Genomic DNA, 9,569 nt, shown 5'->3' on the forward strand with positions numbered 1-9,569 from the left:
CATGAATAAAAAGAATATTGAAAATATTTATCCGCTTTCACCTACGCAGCAAGGCATACTCTTTCATACTCTCCGCGCCCCAGAATCGGGAGTTTATGTAGTTCAGAGTTGTTATACCTTTAGCAAAAATATTAACATTGCGGCTTTTAAACAAGCTTGGCAACAAGTTATCAACCAGCATCATATTTTACGCACTTCTTTCTACTGGAAGCAGTACAAAGAGCCGTTTCAGGTTGTAAATAGAAGTTTGCAGTTACCTTGGCAACAGTATAACTGGCAAGAATTATCTGTATCAGAACAGCAAGAAAGGCTAGAAGAATTTTTACAAGCCGACCGTCAGCAAGGATTTGATGTTTCTCAAGCACCCCTGATGCGCTTGACTTTTATACAGGTAGGCAAAGAAACTTATCATTTTATTTGGAGCAGCCACCACTTAATTTTAGATGGTTGGTCTGGGGCTATAGTACTTCAGCAAGTATTCCAGGCTTACGAAGCATTATGTAAGGATCAAGTTGTATCGTTAGTGCGCTGTCGTCCTTATGCAGATTATATTGCTTGGCTACAACAGCAAGACTTATCAAAAGCCGAAGCATTTTGGCGCAATGTTCTGCAAGATTTTACTGCACCTACACAGTTGCGGGTAAATAGTTCTGCAAGTGGTGCAACCGGATATGATGAGCAGTCAATCAAGCTATCACCAGCCACAACCGTCGCGCTGCAATCTTTAGCACGACAGCACAAGTTAACTTTAAATAATTTAGTACAGAGTGCTTGGGCTATACTCCTCAGCCGTTATAGTGGTGAACAAAATATAGTTTTTGGTGCTACTTCTGCTGGTCGTACACCTGCATTAGTGGGTTCAGAATCAATGGTGGGACTGTTTATCAACACCTTACCGATGCGGGTGCAGGTTTCTGGGGATGAGTTGTTAATTCCTTGGCTGCAAAAACTCCAGGCGCAACAGGTGGAAGCGCAGCAGTATGAATACAGCCCCTTGGTGCAAGTCCAAGGATGGAGTGAAGTTTCGAGAAATTTACCTTTGTTCGAGAGTATTTTGGTGTTTGAAAACTACCCTGTAGACGCTTCTTTAAAAGCATGGGCTACAGAAATGCAGGTTCATAATGTGCGGTCTATAGAGACGACAAACTATCCCATCACAATTAAAGCAGGGGTAGCTACAGAATTATCGTTAGAGATTGTGAGCGATCGCTTTCGTTTCAATACAACTACCATCACCCGAATGTTAGGTCATCTGCAAACATTATTAGAAGGTATGGTTGCCAATCCTCACCAGTTTCTCTGTTCATTACCATTATTGACAGCAGCCGAAATCCACCAACAATTAATAGAGTGGAATAATACGCAAACAGACTATCCCAAAGATAAGTGCATCCATCAATTATTTGAAGAACAGGTAGAAAAAACACCAGATGCTATTGCAGTAGTCTTTGAAGACCAACAATTAACCTATCGAGAACTAAACCAGCGTGCCAATCAGTTAGCGCATTATCTAAGAAAGCTGAATATTAAGGCAGAAGTTCCAGTTGCTATTTGCCTGGAACGTTCCTTAGAAATGGCGATCGCCATCCTAGCCATCCTCAAAGCTGGAGGTGTCTATGTACCAATAGATCCAACATATCCCTCAGAACGTTTAGCTTGGATGCTGGGGGATATACAAGCACCAGTATTATTAACTCAAAACAAACTATCAACCAAATTACCCTTACTCTCGGCTAAAGTCGTTTGCTTGGATCAAAAGGAGGAAACTATTAGCCAGGAGAGTCATATTAATCTGGTCACTGAAACTACTCCTCAAAATTTAGCTTATGTGATGTACACTTCCGGTTCAACAGGAATACCTAAAGGTGTGAGCGTCATTCATCAAGGTGTAGTAAGGCTAGTGAAAGAAACCAATTACGCTAACTTGAATGCACAAGAAGTTTTCTTGCAAGCTGCGCCAATTTCCTTCGATGCATCTACTTTTGAAATTTGGGCTTGCTTGTTAAATGGTGGAAAGTTAGTGTTATTTCCTGGTGAAGCTACAACTTTGTTGACAGAATTAGGAAAAGTTTTGCAACAATATCATGTTTCAACATTATGGTTGACTGCTAGTTTGTTTCACCTAATGGTAGATGAACAACTGGAGGATCTAAAGCAAGTAAGACAACTTGTGGCTGGTGGTGATGTTTTATCTGTTACCCATATACAAAAATTTTTAAAAGAATGCCAAGACTGTCAGCTAATTAACGGTTATGGACCAACAGAAAATACGACATTTACCTGTTTTTATCCTATTACTGCTGATAGTCAAATAAAAAATTCTGTTCCTATTGGTCGTCCTATTGCCAATACCCAAACTTATATATTAGATAGTAATTTGCAACTCCTTCCTGTTGGTGTTCCAGGAGAATTATATATTGGGGGTGACGGTTTAGCTCGGCATTACTATAACCGTCCAGATTTAACATCTAGCAAATTTCTACCTAATCCTTACAATCAAATCCTTAGCTCATATATATATAGAACAGGAGATTTAGTCCGCTATTTGGAAGACGGCAATATTGAATTTTTAGGACGCATTGATCAACAAGTAAAAATTAGAGGTTTTCGTATTGAGTTAGAAGAAATTGAAGCGGTTATTTGTCAACACCCTGCTGTGCGACAAGCAATTGTAAATGTACAACAAGATAATAATGGTAATAACCTTTTAGTAGCCTATTTTGTTCCAGAATCAGAATCAACAAATACAGTCAATAACTTACGTTGCTTTTTACAAAATAAGCTACCTGAATATATGTTACCTACGGGATTTGTGGCATTACAAACATTACCACTAACTAATAATGGCAAAGTTAATCGCAAGCTCTTACCAGTATTTGAACAGACTCAGACAGAATTAGAAAAAGTGTATGTAGCACCACGCAATTCCCAAGAAGAACAACTAACACAAATTTGGGCAGAAGTCCTTGGTTTGGAACGAATAGGGATTTATGATGACTTTTTTGACTTGGGGGGACATTCCTTACTAATTATGCGTTTGTTTGCTCGTATCCGCCAACTTTTTCAAATAGATTTACCTATACAAACTTTATTGACAGCGCCTACGGTGGCAGCTTTTACCCAAAGGTTACAAACTACAAATATTGCTCATCCTGCCTTGGATTTAAAAGCGGAGGCTGTGCTTGATCTAGCAATCAATTGTGAGGGGAAACAAATTGAGGATATAACTAATCCTGCTTGTATATTCTTAACTGGTGCAACAGGTTTTTTAGGTGCTTTTATACTAGATGAACTTCTTCAACAAACTCAAGCAGATATTTATTGCTTGGTTCGTGCTGCTAATACTGAGGAAGGAAAGCAAAAACTTCGCCGCACTCTGGAATCATATTTGATTTGGAATGAATCTCAAAGTGCAAGAGTTATCACAGTTGTGGGTGATTTATCTCAACCACTTTTGGGACTTTCCCAAGTGCAGTTCACAGCACTAGCCAAGAAAATTGATGTTATCTATCACAATGGTGCTTGGGTACATCATGCATCGCCATACTCCACACTCAAGGCAGCAAATGTCCTGGGAACACAGGAAGTTTTGCGATTAGCTAGCCAAATAAAAATTAAGCCTGTACATTTCATTTCTACTATTAGTGTTTTCTCTGCACCTATAGGTAGTGGAGTGCAGTTGGTTCAAGAACAGTCCAGCCTTGATGATTATTCTGTACCAGACAACGGTTACGCTCAAAGTAAATGGGTAGCGGAAAAGTTAGTCACCATTGCACGCGATCGCGGCTTACCAGTTTCTATTTACAGACCAGGAAGGATATCTGGACATAGCATAACAGGTGCATTTAATCCCAATGATTTTTTCTACAAATTACTTATAGGATGCGTCCAACTGGGTAATGTTCCCGAAAGAGAATTTTTCGATAGTTTAGCACCTGTAGATTATGTGAGCAAAGCTATTGTTTATTTATCTAAGCAACAAAAATCTTTAGGGAAAGCTTTTCATGTGCTAAATCAAGAGCTTCTTAATTTAAAGTTATTGTTCAATGTAGTTCGTTCTTTTGGCTATCCACTGCAACAAGTATCTAATGAGCAGTGGCAATTAGAGCTGATAAAAATTGCTGAGAATTTTCCCAATCATCCTTTATATCCTTTAATCCCATTATTTACTCTGAAAAAGAGTAGTGAAGCAGCATCAATACCGGAAAAATCCAACTTTGTATTACTTGAATTTGATTGTCGCGATACAAAACAAGGACTCACAGGTACTTCTATCGTTTGTCCAGTAACAGATGAAAATTTACTAGTTACATATTTTTCTTACCTGGTTCGTAATCAATTTATCTTTGCTCCAAAAGCAACTGAAATATATGCAAAAAACAATTTCTAACTTACAGCAAACTGGATCTCAAACTAATAGCGCACCAGAGAATGTGCAAAAAAATTATTTACAGCAATTTCTTACCGACTACAACAAACTTACCAAAACATCTAAAAAACTTACACAAAACTATCGTTTGACCTTAGCAGATAGTCGAGTTCCTGCAGGGTTTAACTTAGCACTAAAAGAAATGTGCTATCCCATTGTTGTAAAAAAATCTTTCGGTTGCAAGATTTGGGATGTTGATGGTAATGAATATATAGATGTAACAATGGGATTTGGTGTAAATCTGTTTGGTCATAACCCATCTTTTGTGAAAACAGCATTACTGGAACAGCTAGAACAAGGCATCCACCTTGGCCCCCAAACAGAATTAGCTGGTGAAGTTGCTGAGTTAATTGCTGAAATAACAGGAATGGAGCGAGTTGCTTTTACAAATACAGGTACGGAAGCAGTTATGGCAGCTATTCGGATTGCTAGAGCCGCTGCAAACCGCGACAAAATAGCGATATTCTCAGGCTCATATCACGGCCATTCTGATGGTACTTTAGTTGAGGCTAAAGAAATAAATGGCAGTTTACAAATACTACCAATAGTTTCAGGTGTTCCGTCTAGCATTGCGAAAGATGTATTGGTTTTGGATTATGGCAGTCCTCAATCATTAGAATTAATAGAAGCTTATAAACATGAATTAGCAGCTGTTTTAGTTGAACCTGTACAAACTAGCCGTGTAGATTTACAACCAAAAGAATTTCTTCATCAACTTAGGCAATTAACAACAGAATTAGATATTGCCTTAATTTTTGATGAAATGGTAACAGGTTTTCGTATTCATCCAGGTGGCGCACAAGCATGGTTTGGTGTTGACGCAGATATAGCCACCTATGGAAAAATTGTTGGTGGTGGTTTGCCTATAGGTGTCATCGCTGGTAAAGCTGCCTATATGGATAAAATCGATGGGGGAATGTGGAACTATGGAGATGCTTCCTTTCCTCAGATTGAAACAACATTGTTTGCAGGTACACATTGTAAGCATCCTTTATCTTTAGCTGCTGCAAAAGCTGTCCTGAAGTATCTCAAGACTCAAGGTACTACGTTGCAATCAAATTTAAATCAACGCACAGCAGAGTTTGTCAACACTTTAAACGCTTACTTTGAAGCTGAAAATATACCTCTGAAAATGATCAATTTTGGCTCAATATTTGGTCCTATTTTTGGAAACTTTACTACTAATTCAGAAGAATCTCCAACACTGGGTTTTAGTTTGTTAACTTATCATTTAATAAAGCAAGGGTTTTTAAGCCGAGGTGGTAGTGGTTTCTTATCAATGGCGCATACAGATGAAGATATTAATTACATAATTCAGGCTGTGAAAAATAGCATTAATGACTTGCGCTCAGGATATTTTTTGTAAGGATAATTCTAGCTTACTTAAGAGCGATCACCCGAAAAAATACTAGCAAAATCTCAATAATATGCAATTTAAACCTATAGAACGTATTGACAAACCATCACTAGAACAATTTCAGAATGAGTTTGTCGTTCAAGACAAGCCAGTAGTTATTTCTGGTGTTGCCAATGATTGGCCAGCTTGTTCTCTGTGGAAGCCAGACACCTTGAAAAGTATGTTTGGTGATGTACGTGTTCCTGTAAGACAAAGTGACAATGAACTCGATGTCTTCTTTGGTAAATCAACAGCAGTCACAGAAATATCTATTGCTGATTATATAGATAGCATTGAATCACTTAATACAGATAGCCAACGTCCATTATATCTTGGTAATCTTTCCTTAACTTCGCCACTAGCTAAAGAATACTTTGACCAGTTAAAGTTACATTTTGATTTTCCTAAGTATTTTACTGAAAATAGTGGATGTGATATTCGCATTTGGATGGGAGCCGCTAATCAAAAATCAACAATTCATAATGACCCATACCATAATTTTAATGCCCAGATATTTGGTGAAAAACTATTTCTTCTATTCCCACCAGAAGAACAAGAAAAACTTTATGTAAAAAAATGGGATGATGAACTTTGGACAAGTCCTGTTGATCCACAACAACCAAACTTAGAAATATTTCCCCTGTTTAGTCAAGCTCACGCATTGAAAGCTTCTTTACAACCTGGCGATATACTTTTTATTCCCGCTTTTTGGTGGCATCAAGCATTATCTATTACGACAACTATAAACATTAATATGTGGTTGTATACCGAAGCAATATGTAAGGTGTGGGAACAACATCCTGCTTTTACTCGGAATTTAAGTAAAGCTTAAACTTGTTAAAAATGGCAAAATTTTATGTCTTCCTTGTAGGAGTTAAACTTTGAAATCAGAAGATATTGATCAACCCAACTTCCGCACCTTTATCCTCATCTGGAGTACTCAGGTGCTTTCAATGCTTGGCTCCGAAATGACTGATTTTGCTATTACACTCTGGGCATGGAATATTACAGGTAAAGCAAGCTCTTTATCCTTAATTATTCTTTTTAACCAATTGCCCAGATTAATCACTACTTTATTTGCTGGCATAATTGTTGACCGTTCTAATCGCAAAATTTTAATGATTTTAGGAGATGCAGCATCGGGTCTCTCTAGTATTACTATTTTTTTACTTTTTTTAACTAATCACCTAGAAATTTGGCATATATACGCTTCTGCTGTCATCCTTGGACCCTTTCGTCATCTGCAACAATTTGCATTTTCAACTTCGATTTCTTTGGTTGTTCCAAAACAGCATTACACTAGAGCTGTTGTCATGAGTGAACACATTGGTCAGTTTAGCTCGAATATCATAGCACCAGGGTTAGCTGGGGTGCTTTATTATGTAATTGGTTTACAAGGTATTTTATCAGTTGATATAGTTACATTTATCCTGGCGATCATTAGCATCTTCATTGTACATATACCCCAACCTGTACCAAGTGAAGCAGATTTAAAAGGTGTAAAAATTTGGCAAGATTTGACGTTTGGTTTCCGCTACATTATTCAAAACTCTGGTTTACTCTCTCTTTTATTCTTCCTATTCATTTTTCACTCAATTGATTCTATTCTTTTTGGAATACATTCGTCTTTTCTTTTGGCTCGTAGTGGTAGCGATCCCGCAGTATTTGCCAGCATACAATCTGCTATTGGTTTAGGTGGTCTAGTTGGTGCTTTAGGACTGAGTGTCTGGGGCGGTTTTAAACCCCGTATTTATGGTTTATTACTAGGCATCATATTACATTACAGCATTATGATGGCCTTTAGCTTGGCAAATTTACCTTCAATTTGGATGATTACCGGCTTTTTGGCATTTGTATTTTGGCCGTGGATCTCTAGTTCAAATCAAGTAATTTGGGTATCAAAAGTACCACCTAATCTGCAAGGTCGAGTCTTTACTACTCGCTATTTATTTACTTTCATTGCTTCACCTTTAGGTTTGGCGATCGCTGGGCCTTTGGCGGATAATTTTTTCCGCCCAGCGATGATGCCTGAAGGTAGCCTAGCGCCTATATTCGGCAGTTTATTTGGTACTGGTTCTAGTTCAGGGATGGCACTGCAATATACTATCTTTTCCTTTTTAGGCGTACTTCTTGGTTTATTTGGCTATACCTGGCAAAGGCTGCGAAATGTAGAAAGGATTGTGCCTGACTATGATGCTGGAGAGTAATAGCCAAAGGCTTGCTAGGGGCGTGAGTATCAACGGAACAGAAAACCGGGATAAGAAAAAAATCAATGACTACAATTCGTAGCCCATTTAAAAATGCGAACATGGTTTCGATTGTCGCCATAGGTCGTACTAGCCGATGAAACAAATCGCTCATCACTCTCGCTCCTAATCGCTGCCGAGCTTGTGTAATAGCTGATTTGCAGGGCATCCGCCAGTATTTTCCCACCTTAATCCATGCCTCTGACATCCCATCTATTAGATTTTTAAGCACGTCCCGCATTGAGTCTCTAGACCAAAAGCTCATTGCTATTACTAGGCTTACCACTAATTGTGCGGGTAGCGATCAAAGTGCAATTGTGATGGTGAGCCAGCGCGTTGCGGGGGTTCCCCCCGTTGTAGCGACTGGCGAACCCGAAGGGTGAGTGCGTGGGCAGCTCTATGCCAACCCAGAAGCAACGGTGCAAGAACGACATCAAATGTGGCAACAGATGGAAGCTCGTTATCTGCCTTGGCGAAAATATGGAGATTTGAAATATTTTAACAAAGGTGGACTCTGGCAAGACAAACAGCACATCTACTGTTCGCCGTTTTACTACATTGACTACACTTTGGCTCTGTGTTGCGCGTTGCAGTTTTGGGTCAAAGCAGAAGAAGATTATGAAAAGACGCTAGCAGAGTATATTGCTTTATGCGATCACAGTGGTTCTGCGTCCTTTCAAGAATTAGTGCGCTCGGCAAATCTCATTTGTCCATTTGAACCTGGCGCACTTACTCAAGTCGTTGAAAAAGTGCGTTCCTCTTTGAAGGCTGGCTAATTGAAAAATAAGAATGTTGAGTTTTAGCGCTTATAACATCTTCTCAATCACCTGATCAGTCATCTGAATTTGGTTTTTTCCTATATGACTGCATTCAACAGCTTGTCCACAGCATAATGAACCATTGCATGAAGATGTGGGTTTGTTTTTATTGGATGCAATTAGCCAATTTCTGAAACTGGGATTGTCCTTTCTCTTGCCACTATTATTCTGAAGAAATCTTTTCTTAATCCCTTGGGTTGGTCGTGGCAATCAGAATAACTACTCACCCCTAATTACGATAGAGTAATGTTTTGTCAAACGCTGTTCATCTCTATGTCGTCCCAAGTATCGCTCCCCCAATCGCTGCATCCAGACCTTCCCCTCACGGCTCTTGCGCCCATGCAGGATGTGACAAACCTCTGGTTTATGAAGGTGATTGCCGTGCCTGGGTTCTGTTTTAGGCAAAGTTGGTCTTGGCGTAAGTTTCTGTACAATTGCTACCAGAACCCCTCAGTCGCTAACTGGTAAGAATTATGGGTAATTTTAATAGTATTCTTGTACTATATAAAAAATTCTGGAGAATAGCGATCGCTGTTTGGCAACTTTTCCTCGCTTGATTTTCAGGAGGGCGATGCAAAAGGCGGTAAACTACGCTCTTAACTGACTTTCCCCCAGAACTAGCTGTGATCGCTAAAATAATTGTAGCCTCTGATACTTGTAAGCACAGAAAACTATAACCA

General features: G+C 39.0%; 6 protein-coding genes and 2 pseudogenes. 6 read left to right on the forward strand and 2 right to left on the reverse strand.

The genetic code is table 11. The annotated features are described in order from the left end of the window. Window position 1 precedes the first annotated feature (1 nt). From Q0541_RS25615 to Q0541_RS25630, 4 genes are all read left to right on the forward strand, one after another. Window positions 2-4,390 carry a non-ribosomal peptide synthetase gene (locus Q0541_RS25615; protein WP_298917470.1) on the forward strand — a complete coding sequence of 1,463 codons (4,389 nt, stop codon included), beginning with the start codon at window positions 2-4 and terminating at the stop codon, window positions 4,388-4,390. Further along, window positions 4,371-5,795 carry an aspartate aminotransferase family protein gene (locus Q0541_RS25620; RefSeq protein ID WP_298917473.1) on the forward strand — a complete coding sequence of 475 codons (1,425 nt, stop codon included), beginning with the start codon at window positions 4,371-4,373 and terminating at the stop codon, window positions 5,793-5,795. The genes Q0541_RS25615 and Q0541_RS25620 overlap by 20 nt, the downstream gene beginning before the upstream one ends. A gap of 61 nt (window positions 5,796-5,856) precedes the next feature. Continuing rightward, window positions 5,857-6,657: a cupin-like domain-containing protein gene (locus Q0541_RS25625; protein ID WP_298917476.1), complete on the forward strand. Its 801-nt coding sequence runs from the start codon at window positions 5,857-5,859 to the stop codon at window positions 6,655-6,657. Window positions 6,658-6,706: 49 nt separating this feature from the next. After that, window positions 6,707-8,032, forward strand: coding sequence for an MFS transporter (locus tag Q0541_RS25630; RefSeq protein ID WP_298917482.1), 1,326 nt, complete (start codon window positions 6,707-6,709; stop codon window positions 8,030-8,032). Between the two features lie 61 nt (window positions 8,033-8,093). Here Q0541_RS25630 and Q0541_RS25635 read toward each other — a convergent pair. Next, window positions 8,094-8,375: pseudogene (locus Q0541_RS25635) on the reverse strand (transposase domain-containing protein); the annotation flags it as partial. A gap of 79 nt (window positions 8,376-8,454) precedes the next feature. Here Q0541_RS25635 and Q0541_RS25640 point away from each other — a divergent pair. Next, window positions 8,455-8,847, forward strand: a complete 393-nt coding sequence (locus Q0541_RS25640) for a hypothetical protein (protein WP_298917485.1) — start codon at window positions 8,455-8,457, stop codon at window positions 8,845-8,847. Window positions 8,848-9,162: 315 nt separating this feature from the next. Further along, window positions 9,163-9,270 (forward strand): annotated as a pseudogene (locus tag Q0541_RS25645) (tRNA-dihydrouridine synthase family protein); the annotation flags it as partial. Window positions 9,271-9,346: 76 nt separating this feature from the next. On the opposite strand, the gene Q0541_RS25650 reads toward Q0541_RS25645, so the two are convergent. Next, window positions 9,347-9,569, reverse strand: a 223-nt coding sequence (locus Q0541_RS25650; RefSeq protein WP_298917488.1) for a hypothetical protein, incomplete at its 5' end; no start/stop codon positions are given.

Source organism: uncultured Nostoc sp. (genome assembly GCF_937863485.1).
Taxonomy (GTDB): Bacteria; Cyanobacteriota; Cyanobacteriia; order Cyanobacteriales; family Nostocaceae; genus Nostoc.